The organism is Ruegeria sp. MALMAid1280 (assembly GCF_049195285.1).
In the GTDB taxonomy this organism is placed as follows: domain Bacteria; phylum Pseudomonadota; class Alphaproteobacteria; order Rhodobacterales; family Rhodobacteraceae; genus Ruegeria.
Genome location: NZ_JBMIRT010000041.1, coordinates 28,389 through 51,538 on the forward strand (window position 1 = coordinate 28,389; position 23,150 = coordinate 51,538).

At 57.2% G+C, this 23,150-nt stretch carries 23 protein-coding genes and 1 pseudogene; 16 read left to right on the forward strand and 8 right to left on the reverse strand.

Annotated features, from left to right (window positions below; all coding sequences use genetic code 11):
• Positions 1-15 precede the first annotated feature (15 nt).
• Entirely contained in the window at positions 16-561 is a 546-nt protein-coding gene (locus tag ACOQFT_RS06260; RefSeq protein WP_421597097.1) for a hypothetical protein, read from the forward strand.
• A 205-nt stretch (positions 562-766) separates the two neighbouring features.
• Here the strand turns inward: ACOQFT_RS06260 and ACOQFT_RS06265 are convergent, their stop codons facing one another.
• The 6 genes and pseudogenes from ACOQFT_RS06265 to ACOQFT_RS06290 all read right to left on the reverse strand — a co-directional run bounded on the left by ACOQFT_RS06265 (position 767) and on the right by ACOQFT_RS06290 (position 5,139).
• Positions 767-1,825 carry a 2Fe-2S iron-sulfur cluster-binding protein gene (locus ACOQFT_RS06265; protein WP_421597098.1) on the reverse strand — a complete coding sequence of 353 codons (1,059 nt, stop codon included), beginning with the start codon at positions 1,823-1,825 and terminating at the stop codon, positions 767-769.
• 46 nt (positions 1,826-1,871) lie between these two features.
• Positions 1,872-2,309: a hypothetical protein gene (locus tag ACOQFT_RS06270; protein WP_421597099.1), complete on the reverse strand. Its 438-nt coding sequence runs from the start codon at positions 2,307-2,309 to the stop codon at positions 1,872-1,874.
• Positions 2,310-2,327: 18 nt separating this feature from the next.
• Positions 2,328-3,479, reverse strand: a complete 1,152-nt coding sequence (locus ACOQFT_RS06275) for an aromatic ring-hydroxylating oxygenase subunit alpha (protein ID WP_421597100.1) — start codon at positions 3,477-3,479, stop codon at positions 2,328-2,330.
• A 9-nt stretch (positions 3,480-3,488) separates the two neighbouring features.
• A complete protein-coding gene (locus tag ACOQFT_RS06280; protein ID WP_421597101.1) occupies positions 3,489-3,752 on the reverse strand; it encodes a hypothetical protein in 264 nt (87 codons plus the stop codon).
• On the reverse strand, positions 3,749-4,339 hold the full coding sequence (locus ACOQFT_RS06285) for a TetR/AcrR family transcriptional regulator (RefSeq protein ID WP_421597102.1): 591 nt from the start codon (positions 4,337-4,339) through the stop codon (positions 3,749-3,751). The genes ACOQFT_RS06280 and ACOQFT_RS06285 overlap by 4 nt, the downstream gene beginning before the upstream one ends.
• A 149-nt stretch (positions 4,340-4,488) precedes the next feature.
• Positions 4,489-5,139 (reverse strand): annotated as a pseudogene (locus ACOQFT_RS06290) (IS6 family transposase).
• Between the two features lie 507 nt (positions 5,140-5,646).
• On the opposite strand from ACOQFT_RS06290, the gene ACOQFT_RS06295 reads away from it, so the two are divergent.
• From ACOQFT_RS06295 to ACOQFT_RS06310, 4 genes are all read left to right on the forward strand, one after another.
• A complete protein-coding gene (locus tag ACOQFT_RS06295; RefSeq protein WP_421597103.1) occupies positions 5,647-6,309 on the forward strand; it encodes a MotA/TolQ/ExbB proton channel family protein in 663 nt (220 codons plus the stop codon).
• A gap of 4 nt (positions 6,310-6,313) precedes the next feature.
• Positions 6,314-6,685 (forward strand): ExbD/TolR family protein, encoded by a 372-nt coding sequence (locus ACOQFT_RS06300; protein WP_421597104.1) that lies wholly within the window; start codon positions 6,314-6,316, stop codon positions 6,683-6,685.
• A gap of 4 nt (positions 6,686-6,689) precedes the next feature.
• Positions 6,690-7,073: an ExbD/TolR family protein gene (locus tag ACOQFT_RS06305; protein ID WP_421597105.1), complete on the forward strand. Its 384-nt coding sequence runs from the start codon at positions 6,690-6,692 to the stop codon at positions 7,071-7,073.
• A gap of 116 nt (positions 7,074-7,189) precedes the next feature.
• Positions 7,190-7,906: an energy transducer TonB gene (locus ACOQFT_RS06310; RefSeq protein WP_421597106.1), complete on the forward strand. Its 717-nt coding sequence runs from the start codon at positions 7,190-7,192 to the stop codon at positions 7,904-7,906.
• Between the two features lie 579 nt (positions 7,907-8,485).
• Here the strand turns inward: ACOQFT_RS06310 and bfr are convergent.
• The gene (bfr, locus tag ACOQFT_RS06315) at positions 8,486-8,971 is read right to left on the reverse strand and encodes a bacterioferritin (RefSeq protein WP_421597107.1); all 486 of its coding nucleotides are present in this window, start codon (positions 8,969-8,971) and stop codon (positions 8,486-8,488) included.
• A gap of 519 nt (positions 8,972-9,490) precedes the next feature.
• Here bfr and ACOQFT_RS06320 point away from each other — a divergent pair.
• The 8 genes from ACOQFT_RS06320 to ACOQFT_RS06355 all read left to right on the forward strand — a co-directional run bounded on the left by ACOQFT_RS06320 (position 9,491) and on the right by ACOQFT_RS06355 (position 17,759).
• Positions 9,491-11,734, forward strand: coding sequence for a TonB-dependent siderophore receptor (locus ACOQFT_RS06320; RefSeq protein WP_421597108.1), 2,244 nt, complete (start codon positions 9,491-9,493; stop codon positions 11,732-11,734).
• A 60-nt stretch (positions 11,735-11,794) separates the two neighbouring features.
• Entirely contained in the window at positions 11,795-12,781 is a 987-nt protein-coding gene (locus tag ACOQFT_RS06325) for an ABC transporter substrate-binding protein (RefSeq protein WP_421597109.1), read from the forward strand.
• A gap of 1 nt (position 12,782) precedes the next feature.
• Positions 12,783-13,814: a FecCD family ABC transporter permease gene (locus ACOQFT_RS06330; protein ID WP_421597110.1), complete on the forward strand. Its 1,032-nt coding sequence runs from the start codon at positions 12,783-12,785 to the stop codon at positions 13,812-13,814.
• Entirely contained in the window at positions 13,811-14,821 is a 1,011-nt protein-coding gene (locus ACOQFT_RS06335) for a FecCD family ABC transporter permease (protein WP_421597111.1), read from the forward strand. The genes ACOQFT_RS06330 and ACOQFT_RS06335 overlap by 4 nt, the downstream gene beginning before the upstream one ends.
• Before the next feature lies 1 nt (position 14,822).
• Positions 14,823-15,605 carry an ABC transporter ATP-binding protein gene (locus ACOQFT_RS06340; RefSeq protein ID WP_421597112.1) on the forward strand — a complete coding sequence of 261 codons (783 nt, stop codon included), beginning with the start codon at positions 14,823-14,825 and terminating at the stop codon, positions 15,603-15,605.
• A gap of 10 nt (positions 15,606-15,615) precedes the next feature.
• Positions 15,616-16,665 carry a siderophore-interacting protein gene (locus tag ACOQFT_RS06345; RefSeq protein WP_421597113.1) on the forward strand — a complete coding sequence of 350 codons (1,050 nt, stop codon included), beginning with the start codon at positions 15,616-15,618 and terminating at the stop codon, positions 16,663-16,665.
• Positions 16,666-16,995: 330 nt separating this feature from the next.
• On the forward strand, positions 16,996-17,214 hold the full coding sequence (locus ACOQFT_RS06350) for a hypothetical protein (protein ID WP_421597114.1): 219 nt from the start codon (positions 16,996-16,998) through the stop codon (positions 17,212-17,214).
• Positions 17,211-17,759 carry a hypothetical protein gene (locus tag ACOQFT_RS06355; protein ID WP_421597115.1) on the forward strand — a complete coding sequence of 183 codons (549 nt, stop codon included), beginning with the start codon at positions 17,211-17,213 and terminating at the stop codon, positions 17,757-17,759. Before ACOQFT_RS06350 ends, ACOQFT_RS06355 begins: the two co-directional genes overlap by 4 nt.
• A gap of 81 nt (positions 17,760-17,840) precedes the next feature.
• Here ACOQFT_RS06355 and ACOQFT_RS06360 read toward each other — a convergent pair whose 3' ends face one another.
• Positions 17,841-19,880, reverse strand: coding sequence for a TonB-dependent receptor (locus tag ACOQFT_RS06360; protein WP_421597116.1), 2,040 nt, complete (start codon positions 19,878-19,880; stop codon positions 17,841-17,843).
• Positions 19,881-20,197: 317 nt separating this feature from the next.
• Between ACOQFT_RS06360 and ACOQFT_RS06365 the strand changes: the two genes are divergently transcribed.
• The 3 genes from ACOQFT_RS06365 to ACOQFT_RS06375 are packed head-to-tail and all read left to right on the forward strand — an operon-like array spanning position 20,198 to position 23,149.
• Positions 20,198-21,244 carry a hemin-degrading factor gene (locus ACOQFT_RS06365; protein WP_421597117.1) on the forward strand — a complete coding sequence of 349 codons (1,047 nt, stop codon included), beginning with the start codon at positions 20,198-20,200 and terminating at the stop codon, positions 21,242-21,244.
• Positions 21,241-22,092: a heme/hemin ABC transporter substrate-binding protein gene (locus ACOQFT_RS06370; protein WP_421597118.1), complete on the forward strand. Its 852-nt coding sequence runs from the start codon at positions 21,241-21,243 to the stop codon at positions 22,090-22,092. Before ACOQFT_RS06365 ends, ACOQFT_RS06370 begins: the two co-directional genes overlap by 4 nt.
• Entirely contained in the window at positions 22,079-23,149 is a 1,071-nt protein-coding gene (locus ACOQFT_RS06375) for a FecCD family ABC transporter permease (RefSeq protein ID WP_421597119.1), read from the forward strand. The genes ACOQFT_RS06370 and ACOQFT_RS06375 overlap by 14 nt, the downstream gene beginning before the upstream one ends.
• The last annotated feature ends 1 nt before the right edge of the window (position 23,150 follow it).

Here is a 23,150-nt window from a genome sequence, read left to right on the forward strand (position 1 = left end):
AATTAAAAGAAAAACTTGCAAACAAGTGCGTATGCTCGTTTCAAGGTTACAACTTTGGTTACAAAAGGCGTTCTCATTGCTGGCAGAGTTCGTCATCTCGTCAACCGTTCCGTGCGGTACGATGCACGTGGTGTAGTTTCGAAAGACCTGCGCGGAATCATCGGGAAAACCGAACCGCGTATCGCTCTGGGTGGTGACTACCGCGAAGCTCTCAAACTTTTTCAGGGCGCAGTTACGCAGATTCCGCATCAGATCGCGGTGGCAGAGCAAAAGGCGATCCCAATCCAGCTACCTAACACCCCTGCGCGCTATCCCTTGGCACAGGGTCAGATCGCACACAGCCACTATTGCCAGCGCATGGCCATTGACGATCAGCTTAGAAATGATCCACGCCACTCTGCTATTGGCATTGATGACCGGCTGGTTGATCGCCTACGCGCGCCATCGCCGGGAATGCCAATAATGCTGAGTTGGTTGAACTGGTCGGCGCACAGATCGAGCGTTTCCGGGCTGCTGGAAATCTGGATGCTGCATCGGGCAGCACCGAATGGCGGGCGATAGCCCGTGCAGGCCTGACCATCCTTGGACATGTAAGAGGCCGAGGGCAACTCAAGCCGGCACTCAGCCAGGCTCAACACAAACCACATGGAGAGCTAACGAATGGCCGTCGGTCGAAGCTACCGTTCGCTCAAAGTGCATTGTTGCGTTGCCGCCAGAGATCGATAGATGCATTGGCTGAATCATGGCAGTTCACCACTTGAAAAAACTATTCTTCGAACCTCAAGCATATGCTCTTTTGCGTTGCTACGCTTTGGCAACACAGAATAAGTCCGTTGGAAATATCCTCATCTTCAAGTGCGACCCGGTTCCGCATATGGACGGTGCCCTCGGTTATGTGGGCCATACAGGCGCCGCAAACTCCGGACTGGCAACTGAACGGCGGGTTAAGTCCTGTCGATCGGGCGGCTTCGAGTAGGGTTTGACCCGCAGCTACCGCGACTTCATGCCAGGCCCCATTCAACTGTATTCGGGCCGTTGCCGCGACCCCATATACACTCAGGTCGCTTTCGGTATCCCCGCCAAAGCTCTCCATGTGAATGCGATCATCGGGAACGTCCAGATTTTGCAGTGCTGCACGAATATCCGTGTTCATGCTGCCAGGGCCGCAGATCCAGTACTGGACGTCTTGTGCAACCGGAGGCGTTTCGCCAATTGCGGCCCCAATGGCGTCGGCATCCAACCGCCCCGTGCACCAGGGGCTGAACCAACTGAGCATGGCAGGGTGGGACAGAACATGGCGCAGAGTGAACCGCTGCGGGTGTTGCGCCAGTATCTGCTCCAACTCCTGTCGAAAAATGATGCTGTCGGCGTTTGTGTTGCCAAAGACCAGATGCGCCACGGAATGAGGCTCGTATTCCAGAACGGCGTTGATCATCGCGTACAATGGCGTGATGCCACTGCCGGCACCAAAGAAATAGTGGGTACGGCGTTTCAGGGCTCCGGGTTTTAAAGTGAACTGTCCGAACGGGGGCATGACCTCGACCGTATCCCCCGCCGACAGGGTGTCGCCGATATGGTTTGAGACGGTCCCGCCTTTCACGCGTTTGACGGTAATACGCAGCGCGGACTCTGGAGGGTTCGAAATCGTGTAGCTGCGCCGGTACTCCTCTCCGTCGATCAGAAACCTGACCGTCAGATGCTGCCCGGCTGTCCATTGAAACAGATCGGTCAGGGCCAGAGGTACGTCAAAGGTCACATTGGTGGCCGCGCCTCCGATTTCCGTGCGGATTTCGGATACGGTTAGTGGATGAAAGTTACGTTGCATCGGGATACCCATCGTCGGTAGTCGTAAGTCGTAGTCAAAGAACGGATCACTGTTCCACCCAGGTAGGTTCAAAGACAAACTCATCGGTCTGACGCATTTTGCCAGCATATCCCTGCCAATCATAATCGACTTGGGTCACTGCGGTGACGTGATGGACGCCATCCTCGGATCGTGCAGTAGTCTGAGGCGCGGACCGTGCGGTTTCCCTGTACCCTTCTAGCGCCTTGGCGAGTTCGGGATCTTCCGCATCGGTGACATCGGCGATCCAGTATGCGAAGATGTCATCCGCTTGCCCCATACCAAATGTGAGGATGACCCGATGCGTGGCGTCTGGGTGCCAGTTGTCCCATGTGGCCAGCAGGCTTTGTTCGTCTTGGGCTTGCAGGATACGTGCGGCGATGTTCTCAGGCGCGTCTGCCTGCGCCGTCAGCATCAAAACCGAAGCAAGCGCAACACCGATCAGAGTGGCTTGTACTGGTTTCATGATCAGTCTCCGCATCGTTCAGTTGTCCTGCATGAACGCCAGCACTGCCTTTTGGTGCTGCGTGATCGGGCTTTCGCCAATCCCGGCAGGACCGATTTCAAGGTACGGGCTTTTCAAAGACTTCTGCTGCTGTTCGCAGGCATAGATATCCTCGGTCGTGAAATCTCCGGATGCCATTGGATCGTCTTCACCTACAGCATCATCCCCGTGATATTTTGCACCGCCGAAATTTTTCCAGAAGCCCCAGCTTTTCCACTGTTGTTTCTGAAACGCCCAGTCCGAGACATTCGCCAGTTTGGTGCGGTTCTCGATCCGCGTCAGATCCGGGGCAAGCGGGGTGATGATGAACAAGTTCCAGCTTTCCTCGCTGGCCCCGATGCCAATACCGGGAAACAACATCGGAACCCATGCCCCGACATGCGGTTCCGGGATCGTACGCGGCATCGGAATATTGGCTTCGTGGTTCTTTGCATATTCCGCCGACGGGGGTTCCCAAAAGTGATAGTGTGGCCCCTTCCACCCGTATTCGGCCTTGGCGTGGTCATACATATGTAGCGTGTTCGAATGCAGATGGCTCAGGTGGTAGACATCGATGTAATTCTCAACGACGATCTTCCAGTTAGCCCTGATCTCGTAGCTGTTACGTCCTTCTGTGTATTCGACAAGCTCTTCGGGCTTGTGAGGCCCGAGATATGGGTCAATTGCTCCGAACCATTCCGCCAAGGTTGGCGCGTCCGGGTCGGGATGTACGAACAACATGCCGCGCCAGACATCCACGCTGGCTGGCTTTAGGCCAAGGCAGGACTTATCAACGCCGTTGGGAAACTCGGACGCCTCATCGGGCACCGAGATCAGGTTGCCTTCCAGATCGTATGTCCAGTCGTGATAGGGGCAAGTCAGCGCTTTCTGCGTTTTTCCGACCGCCCGGATCAGTTGGGTGCCCCGGTGACGACAGATATTGTGAAAGGCGCGCAGGCGAAGATCGCGTCCCATCACGATGAACAGATTGTTCAGGCCCGCCTGAATGGAAAGATAGTGCCCCGGACCTTCGATATCCTCGACCAATCCCGCGAACCTCCAGGTGCGCGAAAAGATTCGGTCTTGTTCTCGGTCGAACCAGTCCTGCGAGGTATAAGCCTCGACCGGCAGATGGTGATACATTTTGGTCATCTCAAAACCTCAGGCAAGCAGATGGGCGTGTTGGGGGAACAGGCTGGCGGCGATCATCATCAGACCCATCGCCGCCCAGAGAGCGGCGATGGCCCAATACAAAACCGGGTCCTCTGCGCGGTTGATCTCGAAGACCAGAAAGGCCTGCCCGTTCAGAATTGTCGGGACGATCCACCAAACAAAGAGCAATCCCCAAAGCCAACAGAGACCCAGCGCAGTTGCGGCCAACAGGATGGGTAGGGCGATATAGTTTGCTGTTCTGGCGGTACTCATCGCGCAGCCTCCAAGGTTGAGGCCAGCAAAGAGGCCGCGAGTTTCAATTCCGCGCGCCAAATTGCGGGTGGATCAAGCGGGGACAGGGCATCCATACTGACGAAAATTGCCGAGATTCCCTGTGTCACCGCACGAATGTTTACATCCGACGCATCCGGGCTCGCACGCTTTAGGATGTCCCCGACCATGTCAAAGAAGCCCGTGAGGCTGTCCATCAGGTCTTGCCTCAGATCCGGGTAATCCGGAACGGCAGTCACCAGTGCCTGATAGACCAACATCAATCGCGGATCGGTGCCACTTTCGTCGGCAAACAGCATGTCCACTAAATCTGATGGGGTTGCGCCGTTCGGCAATGCCTCACGAAGCCCGTCCAGCGATTCGGCGAACGCGGCAACGACATAGTCAGCCAATGCGGTGATCATCTCATCCTTATTGCCCAGATAGTGACGCAGAAGCGGACGTTTAACGCCAGCTTCTTCGGCAATACGCGCCTGAGTCGCCCCTTCGAGCCCGAACCTTGCGACACAAGAGAGGTAAGCATCCAGGATTTCTTGGGATCTTTGGTCTTTTAATGAAGGTCTTGGCATTAGGGCCTCATAGATTGTCATGTATGACAAATAATGATCGAAAGTTTTTTGTCAATTGTGACAACTTACTTTTCGTGACCCCGCAATTGAAACCTGAGTGCTGTCAGAAAAATTCGAACCAGTCTTAGCTGGGCCAGTTTGGCTGTCCTTTATGCCGCACCAAGTGCGCGCCACTCGCAGAAAGCGGTGGTGCGTGTCAGCTTGAAGGTGTCTCTGCTGGCTAGCGATCTTTCCTGGTTGAAGTGGTTGTATACGGAGGAATGGACGGCGGCGAATTTCTGTAAACTTCGCATGCACCAGAAACATTGCATGGCGCGCTCGCGTCCTCGAAACGGGAGGTGCGAATTCTCAACACGGTTTTTGAGCCACCTGCCCGTCTGCTGTTTTTCGCTAGCGCCAAGCTCTCTGAGAGCGGCCCGATACGATGCGAAGCGATCCGTGACGGCGTTTTCCACCTTACCGTGTCGCTTCATCAATTTCTTGAGGAAATTCAATGCCGCCTGCTTGTTTCGGCGTTTAGAGACCTACCCTTACAGCACCTCGCCTTCGTGAACGACCGAATGCCAGAGATGGTGTCTCTTGCCGTTTGTCTTCTCGAACGCCTCATACATGTGCCACATCCATTTCGCGAATGTGCGAAGCTGTTGCACGCGCTTTCTTCGGAACTCTCAGGCGAAAACTGGACAGAAACCGTTCCACCGGCAGCGGGCGGATTCATGGCTGGCATCAATCCCGCGCCCGTACAGCAGATATTCGAAAAGCCGCTGAACTGTTTGTGGCCCTCTATATTGACAAAGCACTGTCTGAAAACTACGCCAACCGGTAAGCGGGCCGTAAGGCCCCCGCCAGATTGCGCCTGCCGTAGACACATAGGTGCAGCCCAGCCATTCAACCATGACAGCCTGCAAGTCACGCGCCCAACAGCCGCGGAGACATTCCGGTATCGTTAATGCACGAACGGCCAGCGTCGTGCAGATCCCGAAACCGGCGGGCTCCGGCAAAAAGGCTATACAATGACGCGTTTTATCAAATGCCTTGCTCTCCAATCACACGGGCCGCGCGGACGCTTACTGAACTCCCTACTGCTCCTCGTTGCCCTTTTGGCGACCGCACCGCTAGGTTTGACTGCACAAGAAACCCTTCGGCTGCCCGCACCCGACGCTATAGTGACCAGCCCTACGCCAAGCGCGTCACCGCAACCGGGCGCCGCCCCCCCGGACGCACCTGCTGCACCAGTCGCACCGAACCTATCGGAACCGGAAAACCCAACCATCGAGACATCCATAGCGGCGCCTGAAGAACCGGGCTTGCTGGACATCGCAAGCGACACCTCAACTCGAGCAACCGCGTTTCTGCGCAACGGAGGACCGTCGATCTGGGTCATTGCCGCCCTGTCCGTCGTCACGCTTGCTCTGGTCCTTTGGAAAATCTGGCGTCTTGCACTGATTGGAGCTTGGTCGCGGGGCAAGGCTGGGCTGGCCATCGATCTGTTCGAAGCAGGCAGCACCGACGCCGCCCTCGCCACCGTACGAGGCCGAATGGGCGTGCGGTCAAAGGTCGTGGAAGGAGCGATCTTCGCCCTTGCCAAATTTCCCGAAGACCGGGCTCGCGAAGAGGTCTCGCGCATTGCAAAACGCGAAATCGCCAATGCAGGCGTTGGACTGCGGGCGTTGGAACTGATCGCGACGATCGCACCCTTGTTGGGCTTGCTGGGCACTGTGCTGGGTATGATCGCCGCCTTTCAGGCGCTCCAACAATCGGGCAACCGCGCCGATCCCGCCCTGCTGGCAGGCGGCATTTGGGAGGCGCTTCTGACCACCGCCGCAGGTATGGCGGTGGCGATTCCCGCCTCGGCCGCGCTGACATGGTTCGAAGCGGTGATCGATCGCATCCGCCGCGATATCGAAGATGGCGCCATTCGGCTGTTCGTATCTGTCAAACCAGAAGAGCTTAAATTGGCGGCCGAGTGATCCGATGCAGTTCGCCCCACCCCCCAGATCCCGGCGCAAACCCAGCCTGACACCGATGATCGACGTGGTGTTCCTGTTGCTGGTGTTCTTCATGCTGGCATCGCGGTTCGGCGCCGACGCAACCCTGCCCTTGCCTTTGGTCGCGGCAGGTGGGGAATATTCCGGCCCGCCCCGGCTGATCGACGTACTACCCGAAAGCACCCTGTTGAACGGCGTCTTGGTCACAGATCTGCCCAGTGACTTGATTCCGCTTATGCAACAGCCGTCGGACATGCTGATCCTGCGGGGTAAGGACGGGGCGACACTGCAAAGGATCGTGACAGTAACCGAAACCCTGCGTGAGGCCGGATACACTTCGGTCGTTTTGGTGGAGTGAAGCCATGGACTTTTCGGACCAGCCCCGCAAACCGCGTGCAGAATCTATTGTGCCAATGATCAACGTCGTGTTTCTGCTGCTGATCTTCTTTCTGATGACTTCCAACCTGGCAGAACCCGAACCCTTCGAGGTTACACCACCCCGTTCGTCCTCCGAAATCGTGCCCGAAGTTGAACGGATGCTGTACGTGGACAAAACCGGACGCATGTCTTTTGAGGGGGCCGAAGGCGCAAACGCGCTGGCCAATCTGGCAGCGACCAGCAAGACCGACAGTATTATTCAAATCCGCGCCGATGGGGAATTGGAAGCCAAGGCCATGGCCCGCTTGCTGAGCGACCTTGCAAAAGCCGGTCTCGGCAAAATCGACCTGATGGTGTCGCCGCAATGAAACGATGGCTTGAAACCACCGTGTTCGTTGCACTTGCAATAGCGCTGCATCTGGCGGTGTTTGCCAGCCAGCCTCATTCCGGGGTTACGGCCGGGGGGAGCGGCGGCGACGCCCTGGTGTCGCTGAAAGCCGCAGCGCCAACTGTCGCCGAAATGGTCAAGTCCTGGGAACAACCAACCGTCGTTCGGACGGCTGCGCCTATTGAAATGACGGCACCGACATCGCCGCCTGCTGCACTTTCCATGCCGTCTCTGCAAATTGATCAGGCGCCTAGGGCTCAGATGAAGGTGGCAATTGCCGCACCTGAGGTGGAAGACAACGTTCAGATCGACACGACACCTCCGCCACCTAAGCCGAAACCTGAAATAAAGGCGAAACCAGAGGTAAAACCAAAGCTACGGCCGCAAAAAAAACAGGAACAAGAGGGGCGCAAGGCCAAGGTGACCTCAGCCGGGGTCGCTAAACAGGTTTCGGCCGGGTCGGGTGGAGGCGCACAAGCTGGCTCGGGATCATCCGAGGTGAACACGGGCTCACCGGGACGGGCAGCCAAGCTGCAAGCCGTGTGGGGCGCGAAAATCCGAGCCCGGATTGAACGCAACAAACGATATCCGCGCGGGACCAAAGCCAGTGGTGATGTAACAATTCGTCTGACGGTATCGCGTGACGGTCGGTTGGTGTCCCACCAACTTACCAGATCGTCAGGCAACCCAACCCTGGACCAGGCCGCCCTCAGCGCTGTAGCCCGATCAAAGCGGTTTCCCAAAGCGCCAAAGGACTTGCAGGGAAACAGCTTTCGCTTTTCAGTTCTGATTCGCCTTATGCCTCGAAGCTAGCCGCCTCGGTGACGTTGGGAAAAACACGTTTGGTGAAAAGGCGAATATCCGAACGCATCACCGTAACCCAACTACTTCTGATCAGCTCATTGGCGATGACACTGAGAATTCTTAACACTAAAAAACAACTGCAAGCCCGGAGCCCGCCCAGTTTACGCGCGTGCCTTGGGACGTGTGCAACGTTCATTCTCTGGAGTTGTTTGCATCGCTTCTTTTTGTGCGTGCACTTTCCTTTAGAAAACTCAAACCTTCTCCCGTTATGGCAATTGAATGCGGCAATGGAGCTGGACCGTGCCTGTAGAGCTAGATGCTATAGTCAATCCAACCTCGCTCCTTCAGCAAAGACAAGGTTTTTGCCAATGCGGAATTGATATCTTCGCCGAACGAAGCTGGCAGCAAGATCGATGCCGGGTGATGATCTGCAAGATGAACTAACAAGTCCATCTGCGACCTTTCATCCAGTAACGTTCCCAACTGTATGCCCCTCGCTGTGCTGGCCAGTATTGGAATCGCTGTCCTGATCTGCCCGAACTCGCTCAGCACTATTGCGCCACGTCAACCAAACGCTCACCGGACAGGTCAGTCTGCCTCTTCCATCTTCGTCGCGTTCAGTTGAGCGAACAGCTCAGGCCCGACACGGTCATAAAGATCCAACTGCGTTTCAAGAAAATCGATATGGCCTTCTTCGTCTGACATCAGTTCTTCGAACAAACCCATAGAAACATAGTCACCAGCATCCTTGCAAACATCCCTGGCCTCTTTGTAAAGGGCACGAGCGCTTTGCTCAGCGGCCAGATCGCATTCCAGTGTTTCACGTGGGTTTTCCCCGATTTTCAGCGGGTCCAGTTTCTGCAGATTTGGATGGCCTTCCAAAAGAATGATCCGCTGAATCAGCTTGTCGGCGTGCTCCATTTCTTCAATGGATTCCTCACGGCTTTTCTTGGCCATACTCCCCAAGCCCCAATCGTCCTGAAGGCGGTAGTGCAACCAATACTGGCTTACAGCTGTCAATTCGTGCCGAAGCGCTTTGTTCAGGTATTCGATTACTTTTTTGTCACCCTTCATCACTAACTCCCTGACTATTGTAAAATGTTGCTTGGTAAGGATTTTCGGGATTGCATAATACCATTATTTAGAACTCCTCCAAAATCTATAAAATACCATTTAAACTCAGCTAAATATCCGTAATTCCGACGATTCTTGTTGGGTTATTATTGGAAGTTTCCGGCAAACATTGCTCTGATAGCGAAGCAATTCACGACCGAAAAAGTTCAGAACCCACAGGTGCACAAGGCGGCGGCTTTTTGGGGGTGCCAACCGCCATACACGCAGAATTCAATATTAGATAATTGCTGCCGTCACGTTAACTTGACAACAATTGTAAGGAATTCTAACAGACATCTAGTGCGTGGAAATCATGCACCTAAGCAAGACAATTTCGATGAGATCATCGACCGGACGTCCAGCCAGAAAATGAGGGACAGCAAGCCCGTTCTGAGGTGAAAACACCCAGGCGAGATGGGCGTGCTTTCGTGTTTCAAACACAATGCGTCAGCGCAGGCCGTTGGCGTTCGGAGTATTACTATGCCAACACGAAGCAGGGTTCTGGCAGCAGGCCCGCTCGCAGTTTCCGTCGGCCTTGCGGCTCAGGCTGTGCACGCCCAGACCGAAACGGATTCACTCGCTCTGGACACAATTGTTGTGCAGGGTAAGCAATTTGGTCAGCAGAGCGAGTTCGAAGGTTACGCAACAGAAGATGCGCAAACATCACTGCGTGGCCTGTCGACAGATATCGCAACCACGCCGCGAGCGATTACCGTCATCTCGCCCCAACAGATCAACGATCAGGGTGCCACTACGCTTGAGGCGGCGATCTCTTACGCCCCCGGGGTAACCACGCAAACCTTCGGCGCGGATGGCCGCTATGACCAGTTCGCCATTCGGGGGTTCGAGATTCAGAACTCGAACATCTATCGCGACGGCATGCCCCTGCGCTTGTATGGTTTTGCAGGCTGGCGCATGGAAACCTTTGGTGTGGACCGGATTGAGGTTCTTCGCGGACCAGCCTCGAGCCTGTACGGCGCCAGCCAGCCCGGCGGTCTGGTCAACGTCATCACCAAACGCCCGACCTTCGAAAACAGCACCCAGATTCTGGCCCGTACTTCGGAACATGGCGGTCTGGAGCTTGGGGTGGATACGACCGCCGCGGTCTCGGACGAATTGGCGTATCGCTTCGTTGCTCTGGGCGGCGAACTCGGCACGCAGTACGGCGAAACAGATCAGAGCCGTCTGTACTTTGCCCCCTCTGTGACATGGCGTCCGAATGATCAGACAAATCTGAACGTTTTTGCCCAGTACCAACGGGATGACGTCCCGGACACCTACATCCTGGTCCCCCAATATGGATCGCAGCTGCCTAACCCGGTGATGAGCTACGGCAACGACTTCTATTCGAACAACCCGAACCGCAACGATATCGAAACTACTCAGAGCTATGTCGGTTACGAGCTGGATCACGAGTTCGGCGATGGGTTCACCTTCCGGTCGCGCGCACGGTACGCGTATAACGACTGGACCAACAAGACGGGTTATGCGGCCGGGTTCTTCTCTTCCGCAATCCTGGCTGGCCAGCCTGCAGTTCCGAACGGTGTTGATGCTGGCATTCTGGTGAACTTCGATACCAACGACACAGCCAAACAGGCAACGTTCGACAATGGTGTGGCCAAGGAATTCAGCCTTGGCAACGTCAATGCGACCGTCATCGGTGGGTTGGACTATTACCAAAGCGACAATGATGGGTCCCAGTCCTATGCCTTTGGCGGCGTGTCTCTGTACCGGACAGGCCAGATCGTGGGTATTCCGGGTATCCCCACCGGCACGCTGCTGACCTCTGGCATCGACCAGAAAATCAAGCAGACCGGCCTTTACCTTCTGAGTAACTTTGAAATTGGCAACAACGTGATCGTAGACGCGTCTCTGCGTCACGACTGGATCGATATCTCGGGCACCGCCAGCTCTGTGTCGCCTATCCTTGGAAATGCGACATCAAGCCTGGACAACTCACAGCATTTCACCAGTGCAAACCTGGGGGCGTCCTACAATTTCGACAACGGGGTTAGCCTGTATGCTGCAGTCGCGCGGTCGTTCAACCTGCCACCCAATGGCGTAGATGTCACCGGCCAGCCGTTGGACGTCGAACAGTCGGAATCCTGGGAGGTCGGCGCAAAATTCCGTCCGCTGGGCATGAATTCCCTGCTGTCGATCACCTATTTCGACATCACCAAAAAGGACACCCCTTCGGCTGTCGCTGGTGTCCCCGGTGCGTTCGAACAGGTCGGAGAGGTTCAGTCGAAAGGTGTTGAAGTTGCGGCCAACTATGCCTTCAACAACGGCATTTCGGTACTGGGTGCCTACAACTTCATCGATGCCGAGATCACCCAGAACGCAACCAATCAGGGCAACAAACTGGCGCGCATCCCCGAACATTCAGCCTCGCTGTGGGTCGCCTACGATGTAGCTCAGACTCCGGGTCTGCGGATCGGCGCCGGTGCGCGTTACACTGGCGAGCGGTTCTCGGACAATGCCAACACCGCGGCCTTCGAAGTGGGTGATGTCACCGTGTTTGACGCATCGGCAACCTATCAGTGGGACGGTTGGACCGCGACACTGGCGGCCCGGAATCTGGCGGACAAGGAATACGTGACCTACTGCCAGATCGACGGCACAGGCATTCTGGGTCTGTTCCCCGGACTCGACATCTCGCAAGCGGGCGGATGCGCCTATGGCGCCGGCCGCACGATCGAGTTTTCGCTTAGCCGGACATTTTGATGTGAAACCGATCCGGGTGGGTTCGTCCCGCCCGGATCACAAACTGAGGGAACGCATGTGATGCTGCGAACATTGATGACCTGTATTGCATTGGCACTCTGCCCCGTCGCGGCGGGTGCCGACTCGTTTCCGGTCGAAATTCAGCATAAATACGGCACCACGCGAATTGACAGCGCGCCGAAAAAGATCGTTTCGCTCAGCTTTATCGGCCATGATTTCCTGTTGGCGCTTGGAGTCAAACCCTATGCTTTGCGAAAATGGTATGGCACTGATCCTTACGGTGTCTGGCCTTGGGGGCATGCGGCGTTAGGCAACGCGCAACCCGTTGTCATGCAAGGTGAAATCAACATCGAGCAAATCGCCACCATGCAACCCGACCTGATCATGGGGCAATGGTCTGGCATCACCGCTCGGGACTATGCCTTGTTGTCTCAGATCGCTCCGACCGTTCCCCCAAAAGCCGAATATGGCGACTTTGGTACGCCATGGCAGGAAATGCAGCGCACCGCCGGGATTGCAACCGGTAAATCGGCCGAAGCCGAACAGTGGATCAAGCGGATCGAGGACCGATTTGCAACAATCCGCGAAACACACCCGGATTGGCAGGGTGCCAGTTCGGCTATGGTCTGGGCCGGGCAGACCGGGGCGTACACCAGCCGTGACATTCGCGGCCGCTTTCTTGAGGACCTGGGTTTCAAAGTTCCCGACGCAATCAACGCGCGTGGCACGCTGGACAATTTCTACGTGCTAATCCCGGCCGAGGATCTGTCGCCTATCGATGTCGATGCACTGGTTTGGATCGACGCCGGAACCTCAGTGTCGGCGCTGCACCGTAAACCCCTGCGCCCGACCATGCGGGCCTACAAGGAAGGACGTGAAGTATATGCCGACCCGCTGCTCTCGGCCGCGTTGTCTCATTCCAGCCCGCTGAGCCTGGATTATGCGCTGGACCGCATCGTGCCTCTGCTCGAGGCCGCAATGGATGGCGATTCCGCAACAGTCGTCCGGTCGTCCCGCGATGCCGGCATCCTGTCAGAGGGCTTTTGACATGGCAGCACACACAGCTTCCGTTCCCTCGGAAACACCCAACACAGATGTACGGGGCCGGTGGCTTTGCGTATCTGTGTTGGCTCTGCTGATCCTGTCTTTTGCCGCCTTGCGGTTCGGGTTGCGCCCGACCGGGTGGTCGACGATATGGCCCGCCCTCGTCACGTTCGATCCGCTGAACCCGGATCAGATCGTAGTCCGAGAGATACGTCTGCCGCGTCTGGTGGGCGCGATGCTTGCCGGTGCTTCACTAGGTATGGCCGGAGCATTGATGCAGGGCATGACCCGAAACCCGCTGGCCGATCCGGGCTTTCTTGGCGTCAATGCCGGTGCGTCGATGGGGGTGGTGCTGTGCATCCTCTTGCTGGGCATCACCGATCCGGGCGCTTTTGTCTGGGTTGCCTTGGGCGGAGCTTTCACTGCCTCGGCGCTGGTATTCCTGCTGGGCGGCGGTAACCAGGCAAACCCGGCCCGCCTGATTCTGGCCGGTGCCGCAGTTTCCGCGCTGTTTCTTGCACTTAGTCGCTCGTTGCTGCTGGTCAGTCAGCAGACACTGGATGTCTACCGATTCTGGGTTTTGGGCGGTTTTGACGGAATTGATTTCCACACTATCCAGGCCCTGCTGCCCTTTTTTGCGGTCGGGATTGTGACTGCAGTAATCGCCAGTTTTGCACTGAACGCCCTGATGTTGGGCGAGGACACGGCGCGGGGATTGGGCGTGCGCGTCGGGATGGCGCAGATCATGATCGGGTTGGCCATTGTTATCCTCTGCGGAGCGACCGTCTCAATGGCCGGACCGATTGCCTTTGTCGGCCTGATCGTGCCGCATCTGGCCCGCTGGGTCGCGGGCGCCGATATCCGTTGGATGCTGCTGTTTTCCACCACCTTGGGCGCCGTTCTGATGGTCGCCGCCGACCTACTGGGCCGTCTGGCTTTGTTCGGAGGCAACATGCAGGCCGGAGTGATGTCGGCGCTGATTGGCGGTCCGGTTCTGATCTGGCTGGTGCGACGCAATGGGGTGCAAAAACTATGATCCTGCGACTTCCGTTCCTGTCATTCCAACTGTCGCCCCGCGCGGTTTCGGTCACGGTCACTTTGTTGCTGTTGGTCCTGATCGTTCTGCTGGCCTCGATCCAGTTGGGGGCGTTTCGTCTCAGCTTTGCGCAAATCTGGGCTGCGTTGACCGGACAAGCCGAGGACATGCATCGCATGATCGTGGTGGATCACCGCCTGCCTCGCATTCTGACAGCAATCGGAGCAGGGGGCGCGTTTGGGCTGACCGGCGCGATGTTCCAGACCATGCTACGCAATCCGCTCGCCTCGCCTGATGTGATCGGTTTCAGTGCCGGGGCCAGTTGCGGCGCTATTTTGGCGATGATCCTGACAGGTGGGTTCGTTCTGCTGGGTGCGCTGATCGGCGGAATACTGACCGCCATCGCCGTGACCGCTCTCGCGTGGAAGGACGGCCTGCACCCTTATCGGCTGATCCTGATCGGAATCGGGGCCAGCCTGACTCTGACTGCCGGAGCAGACCTGTTGCTGTCAAAACTCGATGAGCTGAGCGCTGCTGAAATGTCCAGGTGGCTGGTTGGCACCCTGAACAGCCGCAACTGGGGAGACGTGCGGCTGATCTGGGCTGGAGTGGTCGTGCTGGCGCCGCTGACGTTGTGTTTGCAATTCCCGCTGACGCGTCTGGCGATGGCGGATGATATCGCAGTGGGTTTGGGGCTGGCCTTGTCGCCCTTGCGCCTGATGGTCACCGCCACCGCCGTGGCGCTGGTGGCGTTGGGGGTCAGTGTTGCAGGCCCCCTACCCTTCATTGCCTTCGTCTCCGGCCCCATCGCCCGACAGTTGCTGCGCGGCGGCAAACCGGCGCTTTTTCAGGCAGCAATGGTGGGTGCTGTGGTCACGCTGTTGGCTGACATGGCCGCACGTTCAACGCCGATGGTGCAGCTGCCTGCCGGAGTTTTCACCGCAATCATCGGTGCACCTGTGCTGATGTGGTTGCTTTTGGTGCAATTCAGAAAAGGAACTCTCTGACATGGTCCAACCCTCACGCCTGATGGCCAAGGATCTGTTCGTATCCTTCGGCAAAACGCCGGTGCTGAAAGAGCTGTTCGTCACCATTCCCGACGGCCAACTGACCGTCATTGTCGGCCCAAACGCCTGCGGAAAATCGACGTTGCTGCGGTCTTTGGCGCGCCTGCAATCGGTCCACAAAGGGCAGGTCATTCTGGACGGCAAAGCCATTCACGCGCAAAACAGCCGCTCAGTCGCGCGGCGGCTCGCAATCCTGCCACAGATGCCCACCGCCCCGGAAGGGTTGTCCGTGCGTGATCTGGTTACGCGGGGCCGCACGCCACATCAGTCGGCCCTGCGGCAATGGTCCAAAGCGGATGCTCATGCTGTTGATCAAGCGCTTGAATTGACGGGAATGACCCATAACGCGAGCCGTCCACTAAACGCATTGTCCGGCGGGCAACGGCAGCGGGCGTGGATTGCCATGGCACTGGCACAGGAGACCGATATCCTGTTGCTGGATGAACCGACGACCTATCTGGACCTGCCCCACCAGATCGAGCTGCTGACGCTGGTGCAGCGACTGAACCGCGAAACGGGGCACACCGTGGCCATGGTGCTGCACGACATCAATCTGGCCTCAAGGTTCGCCGATCACATCATTGCGCTCAAAGACGGGCGGGTGCGCCGTTCGGGCACTCCGGCCGAGGTGATCACCGAAACTACGATGGATCAGGTCTTTGCTCTGCCGTGTAGCGTTATCGCCGATCCCGTGCACGGCACGCCGCATGTCATCCCCTCGTGAAAGGACTGTTATGACCATCCGCCCCCAGTTTGCTTGCACCGCAGAAACCCATCTGCCTGACCTTGAATTCAATGCCATGAAGATGGTGATGCTGCATCGGGGGCAGGAAAGTGACCTGCCGGTAGTTGAAAATAGCGACACCCGCGTGACGATAGAAGCGGGTCACGGTCACCTCAGCTTTGCAGCCGTTTCGGACGGAATCCGGGTTACTGTCATGGCCGAGCACCAGGATTGGTTGTTCATGCTGAAAGAAGGTTTTGTAGAACAGCTGGATCAATTCATGCCGGGGATCGCCGAGAAAATCCGCTGGTCGGATGCGCAAAAGTCCGGAGAGTTACCACCCAATTTTCACTTTGCCACAGTGCAGTCGGTGAGACCTGTCGGAACTGCTTTTGTGCGGGTCCGGGTTCAGGCCGATGGTCTGTCCAGTTTTCAGGAAGATGCAATCCACTTCCGTATCGTATTGCCCTCGGAGAATAACGATTTAGTGGAATGGCCCTATGTGTCCGAGAATGGCACAACCGTCTGGCCCAAGGGCGAAAAGGCACTTCATCGTCCGGTCTACACAACCCGCTGGATTGATCACGCCACCGGGTTGATGGACTTTGACGTCTTCTTGCACGAAGGTGGCCGTGTGACCGAATGGGTTGGCACGGTGCAGGAAGGCACGCAGGTCGCCCTCGTCGGCCCTGGCGGTGGGGGTGTCCCTGGCACAAATCGGATCGTCATGTTCGCTGACGAGACCGCCCTGCCGGCCGTAGCGCGGATTTTGGAGGCCCTGCCAGCCGACACTCTGGGACATGTGACCGTTCAGGCAGAGAACGGGGCGGATTGCGCGTATCCGCTGACCGCGCCATCGGGTGTCTCTGTCACCTGGCTTGCCCCCGACAGCGGTGAATCTCTGGCCGATCTGGGGATCATCGCACTTGAGACTTTTCCCAACCATTTTCTGTGGTTTGCCTGCGAAAAAGCACAAGCGCAAAAAGTCCGGGCGGTTTACAAGAAACTAAACCGAGACCCCTCCCGCGCCTATATCGCCGCCTATTGGAACTTCACCTAGCACCGCCCAAACGGTAGATCCAACACACTGTTTCAACTGAATTACCTGCTTTTTGTCTTCGTTGGTTACACGCGTTGTCGCGGTCGTGGATAGCCATGTCGTTCAAAAAAGCAGCGCCATTGGCACACGGTCATCCCGTCAAACGGCCGGGTCAAAAACTCTCGAATAACGGTACAACAGAGGTGTCAATCGATATTGACCACAATTCCCGACTGTTTTAGTTGGCTTTTAGCCGCGGCTCATTCAGATCCTTCGGAGTTACGCCCAGCCAAATTGAACTCTGCCTGCAAGACGCGGGCAACCACGGCACGTAAAACCCAAGGATTGCATATGAAAAACACACTGATGTCGACGATGCTGGCCACAAATGATTTTGCCAGCGCATTGGGTTGCAGGCTGAAACCCAAGTTGCACGCAGCAATCGAGGCCGATCTGCGCTTTCCCGCACATGCCGCTTCGCCCATGTCAGAACAAACGCCCGAAGACCTGCCCGAGAATGTGGTGAAGCTGTCACAGGCATTGCCCGAGCGTGAGAGGACTGCGTCATGACACACGCATCTGTTGCACAGTCGGATGCCGGTTTGGTGGCTATTGTTGACTTGCCGCTGGACGACTTTGAAACCGGGTTGCTCAGCGTCATCCGGCATCACCTGGACGCGCTGAACTGTCCTGAATCCCAAGCTTGGCATCGAGCCTACACCATTGCAACCGAGCAATGGGGGGACGCAATTGGCTTTCCGGCGGCGCATCTTCTTGCACGTTTCCTGAAATATGTCATGAAACTACGGGGCGGATCTTTTGACTACGCCGACCCGTTTGGAGAGCATCGAAAGGATTGGCTCTCTTCTGACGAGGCCGCGCTGCTGCTGGTTCTCCACCATATGCGACGAGACAACACCTCGGCCGCGCGCAAGACTGTTGAACAACTGACGCAGGGATGGATGGATCCGGATGTCATCCGGTCCGGCCTGACATTCGCCAACAGGTTCCCAGCTGGGCAAATGCGGCCGTTGCACAAAGATGAAAGACCAAAATTGCGTGTGGTTTCCTCAGCCAAACCCAAGAGCGCCTGCCAGCAAGACGGGGCGGGTTGAAAAGCGCTCAAAATGGGACGGGTTCACTAAAAAGGCCGCAGTCAAAGCTGCGGCCTTTTGGCTTTCAATTGCTGCCTCGCCTCAGAACGTCGCGGTCACAAACAGGTTGATATTCCGTCCCGCTGCCGGGGTCTGATCGTTGGCGCGGTAGGACTTGTCGAGGATGTTGTTGAGTTCAAGTGTCAGCAGAGCATTTTCGGTCAGGTCCAGACTGCCGCGGAAGTTCAGCGTGGTCCACCCGGAAGTCGGGTTGCTGCCGGTGGGTGTACCGGTATCGACGATGTTGCCATTCTCATCCCGCAACTCAGCCGAGCTTTCGCCGCGAAGGAATACATCCCATGTGCCCGAGAGGCTTGCGGTCTGCCAGTCGGACCGCACCCCAAGCGTACCTGTCCATTCCGGCGTGCCGCTGTCTTTGGTGCTGAACCCGTTGGCGTAGGTGAATTCTCGGGTGACATTCGACAGAATGACGTACGGGCGTACGCCGCCCCAACCCGGATCAACCTCAGCCGCGATCTCAAAGCCCCAGCTGTCGGCGCTGTCGACATTGTCGTAAATCAACTGGCTCGGGTTGTTCGGATCAGTGATCGTGGTGATGTAGTTCTTGGCCTCGGTGTAGAACACGGCTGTGTCCAAAACCAGATTCCCACGATCCACCCGTGCACCGATCTCGTAGTTGGTGGCGGTTTCGGGCTGCAGGTTCGGATTGCCGTTGATGACCTGACCGCCTGCCGAGGTGGAAAGGTACAGCTCAGACAATGACGGGTAAGTATAACCCTGCGAGATATTGGCGCGCAGGATGGACGTGTCTGACAGATTGTATACCAGCCCGGCCGAACCCAGCCAGCGATCGTCACTGTTGCTTTGACCCGGTTGAGCAACACCATTGATGGTACTTTCTTCCAGATCGCTGTCTACGTTGTAATAGCGAGCACCAATAGTAGCGGTGAAATTTCCGAAGGTGGCTTCATGTTGACCGAAGATGCTGGCCGTTTTGATTGTTGCGTCGTAAAATCTGGTCGAAGTGATCGGTGGCGGGAAAGGACCCGCAAAGCTGACAACCGAGCCCTTGTTGGTTTCGAGGCGATCGTCATCGTACTCCAACCCGACAACCGATCGATGACCCGGAGCAAACTCAAAGTTTGCAGTTGCTGTTATACCGCTTGTCGTCTGTTCATCGTCTGACGTAGCGTTGACCGTTGGTGCAAACCCGCTTCCGACAAACGTGCTGTCAAACAACCGGTCTACCTTTTGTGTATAGACGCTGAATTTCAGCATCGACATCCACGAGGTCAGATCTTCGCCTTCATAGAATGCGCTGTATTTTCGCAAGTCGCGTTTGGGCAGGTCGATCTGAGCATCGGGGCTGCCCGTGAACACTTCGGTCGAGGCATCAAAATCCTGGGCTCGAAAACCAATATAGCTGTTCCCAAAGCGATAACCTACAAAGCCCAGAACACCGTCTTCCTCACTGCCGGAAGGCACCAGATCGCCATCAGGGGTTTTGCGGTCATTCAGGTCCAGTTTGGAATAAGACAAGCGATAGTCGAAACTGTTGACCGTCCCTGCGATACTGGCAGCGGCGCGGTAGCCATCATTGGCGCCGATGTAACCGGCAGAGCCAGAGACCTCGACGGGTTTGTCGGCACCGCGTTTGGTGATGATGTTCACCACACCGCCAATGGCGCGGTTGCCCGAGACGACCGAGGACGGGCCACGCACGATCTCGATGCGCTCGATATCGGTGGGAGAAACCAATAAAGGGGTGCCGTATCTGTTGTGGTCCGACAGGCGTTGGCCATCGATCAGGATAGCAACGCGCTGGGATTCTTCGCCACGAATGCGGATACGGTCCAGGTCGTTCTCGGTGACTTGCACGCCGGGCACGTCCGACAACAGGTTGGCAACCGAAGCCGGTGGAATTTCACGAATTTCACCTGAGTCGACAACGGTGACCGAGCCGGGGCTTTGGAAAACTTCGGTCGGAATGCCGGTGCCCGTTACGATGATGTCGCCCAGCTGGATGACGTCATCCCCTTCCTGTGCCCAAGGTGACGTTGCCGTCAGGGCGGCGCTTGTCAGTGCCAGTGTTGCGGTAGACAGTTTTAGCGCTGATTTCATGGAAACCCCCAGAGTTCTTGAAGTGCAGTGAGAGATGCACCCGCCTGAAACAGACGAAATTCGGATGCTACCTCGCGCAGTGCTGGGTGTTCGCGTGGACGCGTGCGCAGAAACCTGTGCGTGCCGGTCCGTGTGGACGTGTCTTTAGCGGGCTTGACATGTCAGTACCATAGTATTTTTGTCAGAAAAGCAACGCGTGCCCTTGATGCCACAGCTTTGACTGCTTAGGACAGGGGCTAATACTGCAAAAAAACAGTGCACAGCCCGGTCGTCTCACCCCCAGCCAAATGCGCTTTGATACCGTTATGGAGACGACCATGGCCCATCCAAGCCCTTCTGAAATCCGCACCGCCCGGTTTGAACAGCCAAAGCTGCGCGAACGTGACCTGGCCGATCAACTTGGCATCACCGAGGCACAACTGGTGGCGGCGCATGTTGGTCATGGCGTGACCCGGTTTAGCCCCGACATGGATCAATTGATGCCACTGGTAACTCGTCTGGGTGAGGTGATGGCCCTTACTCGAAACGAAAGCTGTGTGATCGAAAAGGTGGGCATTTACGACGATTATCGCGGCGGTCCCCATGCAGCGCTGGTCGTCAATCACGAGATCGATCTGCGCATGTTCCCGCGCCACTGGGTTCACGGGTTTGCCGTGTCCAAAACGCTTGAAGATGGGTTCGTCCGTCGGTCGCTGCAAATCTTCGATGCGGCAGGTGATGCGGTTCACAAGATCTTTTTGCGCGACAGTTCGGTGACCGAAGAATGGGATGCGGTGATCGAGGCGCTGAAGCTACCGGATCAGTCCGACGCTCTGGCGGTCTCACCGCGTGCAGAGGTGGAACCGGCCAAAGTCGACCCGGAAAAGGTAGATCGTCTTCGCTCTGATTGGGATGGCATCACCGACACGCATCAGTTCCTGCAGATGGTCCGCAGGCTCAAACTGAACCGGCTGGGGGCTTATCGCATGGCGGGCGCACCCTATGTGCGTCCCCTGGAAACATCGGCTGTGGACATTGTGCTGAACAAGGCTGCGGAATCCGATCTGCCAATCATGGTGTTTGTAGGCAACCAGGGGTGTATCGAAATCCACACCGGCCCGATCAAAGAAGTCAAGCAGATGGGCCCGTGGCTGAACGTTCTGGACCCCGGATTCAACCTGCATCTGCGCTCGGATCATATTGCTGAAGTCTGGCAGGCCACCAAGGCCACAAAGCGCGGCGATGCGATCTCGGTCGAGGCGTTCGATGCCGAAGGTGCGCTGATCCTGCAAATCTTCGGTGTGCTGGCCGAGCCGAAATCCGCCGAGGCCTGGAACCGGCTGGTCTGGTCGCTGGACGCCCTGCCAGAGGAGGTTTCTGCATGATCAGGCCAATCACAAAGCTCGGGACGCTCGCGGGCGTTTTCATCCTTGCGGCAACGGCGTTGGGCGCCGAACCTGCGCAACGGATCGTATCAGCAGGCGGTTCCATCACCGAAATCATCTATGCCTTGGGTCAGGAACACCGGTTGGTGGCACGGGACAGTACGTCCAACCACCCGCCCCAAGTTTCCGAGCTGCCCAACGTCGGCTATGTGCGCCGATTGTCAGCCGAAGGGCTGTTGTCCGTTAACCCCGACCTGATCCTTGCCGAAGAAGGGGCCGGACCGCCGGAAACGCTTGCGGTAATGGCTGAAACGCAGGTGCCGCTGATAACCATTCCGATGGGACATGACCGCGCGGCTGTCATAGCCAAAATCAGGGCGGTGGCCGACGCTCTGCACGTGCCGGAGGACGGCGAAACCCTGGCAACCCAGGTGGGTCATGCGATCGACGAGTCCACAGCTCATCTCGAATTGGGGAACAAACGGGTCCTGTTTGTGCTGACCATGCAGGGAGGCCGCGTTCTTGCCGCCGGGCAGGATACTGCGGCACAAGGCATCATCGAAATGGCCGGGGCGGTAAATGCCGTTCAAGGGTTTGATGGTTTCAAGCCTTTGGGCGACGAGGCCATCATCACAGCCGCTCCTGATGTGATCCTGATGATGGAGGGCGCGCGCAGTGCTTCGGCGACAGATGAAGACGTCCTGTCCCACCCCGCCATCGCGGCCACACCCGCCGGTCAGAACCGTGACCTGATCCGCATGGACGGAATGCTGTTGTTGGGCTTTTCGGTTCGCACCGGTCGGGCAGTAACCGAACTGGCTGACGCTTTGAACGATGGCAATGGTTGACCGCGCCGTTGGCGGCGCTTCAGTCACCGGAGACCGCAGCCCCAAAGCGCGGCGGTTGACCTGGTTTCTATTGGTTGTTCTTTGCACCGCCGCACTTGCCGGTTTGGCGACCGGCTCTGCAGGTACGTCGCTCTGGCGGGCACTTTCCGACCTGTTTCGCGGACATGAGCTATCCCTTCGGGATCGTGTTGTCCTGATGGATATCCGTGCCCCGCGCGTGATCATGGGATGCATTGTCGGAGCAGGCCTGGCCGTGTCCGGCGCCGTGCTGCAGGGCTTGTTTCGCAATCCGCTTGCCGACCCCGGAATTGTAGGTGTCAGCGCAGGAGCAAGCCTGGGTGCCGCAAGCGCGATCGTTCTGGGGGGCACGTTCAGCTTTGCCGTCGGCTTCGCAATCTGGCTGGTGCCCATGGCGGCTTTTGCCGGGGCCTGGTTCACCACAATCCTATTGTACCGCGTCGCGACACGGCGCGGGCGGACCTCGGTCGCGACCATGCTGTTGGCGGGCATTGCCCTGACGGCTTTGGCGATGGCGTTGACGGGTATCCTTGTTTACATGGCCGACGACACGCAGCTGCGCGACTTCACCTTCTGGTCGATGGGATCGCTGGCTGGCAGCAGCTGGAGCAAGGTCAGCATCGCGGGACCGCTGATCGTATTGCCGTTGTTGTTTTCACCACTTCTGGCCCATGGATTGAACGCCTTGTCGTTGGGCGAAGCTGCGGCTGGACATATCGGCATTCGTGTTCAGCGCCTGAAGGCTTGCGCTGTGCTGGTCGTGGCGGCGGCAACGGGGGCATCCGTGGCGGTCAGTGGCGGGATCGGATTTGTCGGAATTGTCGTACCGCACCTGTTGCGATTGGTGTCCGGGCCGGATCATCGTTACTTGCTGATCAATTCCGCACTGTTGGGTGCCGCATTGCTGGTGCTGGCCGATATGCTCAGTCGAGTGATTATTTCGCCATCCGAATTGCCCATCGGGATTGTTACGGCCGTCATCGGCGCGCCGTTCTTTTTGTGGATATTGCTGCGGCAACGCGGAATTGTGGATTTTTGAC